Annotated in this window: 1 protein-coding gene and 1 pseudogene; both read right to left on the bottom strand. The window is 61.4% G+C overall.

Features of this window, described 5'->3' with window-relative positions; translation table 11 throughout:
- The coding region (locus tag BN873_RS14390) for an IS3 family transposase (RefSeq protein WP_048675107.1) at nt 1–293 on the bottom strand (293 nt) is incomplete at its 3' end.
- 130 nt (nt 294–423) lie between these two features.
- Nucleotides 424–1,745: pseudogene (locus BN873_RS14385) on the bottom strand (IS110 family RNA-guided transposase).
- Between the last annotated feature and the right edge of the window lie 92 nt (nt 1,746–1,837).

The raw sequence follows: 1,837 nt of genomic DNA, 5'->3' as shown, positions 1-1,837 counted from the left end.
CAGGCGACGCCATCGTCCAAGCGAAACCGGGTGGCGTCGATCTGAAGCCGTCGCCCTGGCGGCCCATCACGCTCGGCGGTCACCGTCGGCGCTGGGCGCTTTTTCTTCAAGGGTGGTGGTGGCTGCAAGCCCAGGTCGCCCATGAGCTGGCGGACCCGTTCACGTCCGATCGGTCGGTGCTGTTGGCGCAGCGCCTGGCAGACCCGACGGTACCCATAGGTCGGTTGCGCCGCCGCCGCTATTTGCACCCAGGCACCCGTGAGCCGTTGCCCGCTGGCGTCGTTGCGTACCATCCCGCAGATAGTCCCGTAGTCGCCAATACGGTTGGCCCATCACCCGCATGAAGGCTTTCAGCGAGAGTCGGGTTTGATACGGACGGTAAAGCCGCGCTAGTGTCTCCACCGTCAAAACCGGGCGGCTTTCCTAAGAAACTCCACTTAGGACGGGTGAGTGCAGAGGATCGGGTTCAAGGTGATAACCCAGCGCCTTAGCGCGGCGGGTCAGGTTTTGTAGGATGCGTGCGCGGTAGCGCTGTTCGTAGTGTTCTACTCCCGGATCTTGATAGGTTTTGCCATAGCGCAAGACGTTGTAGAACAGCACGGCGAGTTTCCGGGCGGTGGCGGTAACGGCCTTGGCCTTACCCATTCGGGTCGCCAAGCGGCGATAGAAAGCGCCCAGGGCGGTTTGGGTTTTACCCACGTTGACAGCGGCCAAGCGCAGCAAGGCGCTCGCACGATTCTTGGAGCGTCGGGTACGGGTGGAAAGAACCTTGCCGCCAGAAACCTTGTTGGCCGGTGAGAGGCATAGCCAGGACGTAACGTGTTGAGCGGTTGGCCAACGTGAGAGGTCGGTGCCGCATTCACTGACCCTTTTCAAGGCCAGATACGGTCCAAAGCCGTGGATTTTTGTGAGATCAGTGCCCACAGCGGCAGTGAGCGCTGCACAAACGTCAAAGGCGGGTTCATTGGCTTGCCGAGTTCGGTGTCGCGCAGGGGCGGGTTGGCCGTCTGGCGCTGGATTGATCCGCAGGCGAGCGAGAAAGGCCTCGATTTCCCGGTCGCACGCCGCGACGTGCGTCTGATAGGTGTCATACAGCGCGACGACTTGCCCCAGCGCGAACAGATGCTCGGCTTGATAGTGCCCCTCTGTAAGGCCCGCTCGATGGTCTCGACGGAGGCTTTACAGCGGACGTCGCGATAACTCGCCAGTACCGCCGGGTCTCGCACACCCGCCAAGATGGCTCGAATAATCCGCATGCCAGTCACGCCGGTGATATCCGTCACGACAGGGTGCAGTTGCAGGTTCATCTGCGTCAGCGCCTTTTGCATGTGCTGGATGTGAGCCGCCGCATAATCCAGCAGACGCTCGCGCTGGCGCAGGTAAACCCGCAACGCGGCGATGTCGGCTGCGGGGTGAAAGCTGGCCCGCAGAAGGCCGTAGGTGTGCAAGCGTTGGAGCCATTGGGCGTCGTTGACGTCCGTTTTGCGGCCGGGAACGTGCTTGACGTCGCGGGCATTGACGACGCAGACGTGAAGACCCCGTGCTTCCAGTACCTCGAATAACGGTATCCAATAGACGCCCGTGGATTCCATAGCCACTGTCTTGACCCCACAGGCGACGAGCCAGTCGGCCAACCGCTGAAGGTCGCCGGTGAAACTTTGAAAGGTCCGCACCGGGTCGGGATCGCGTTGAGGGGGTACCGCCACCACATGCCACTGCGATCCCACATCAATGCCCGCTGTCAGGCGACAGCCTAAATTGACCCCTTAGCGGCATGAAGAATTGACCCCGCAAGTCAGAGGGGAAATAGTCATGAAGGGTCCGAAAATCCACCTTC

The organism is Candidatus Competibacter denitrificans Run_A_D11, from assembly GCF_001051235.1.
GTDB lineage: Bacteria > Pseudomonadota > Gammaproteobacteria > Competibacterales > Competibacteraceae > Competibacter_A > Competibacter_A denitrificans.
Note: the sequence above shows the minus strand (reverse complement) of the source record. Positions and strands in the feature narration are given on the sequence as shown.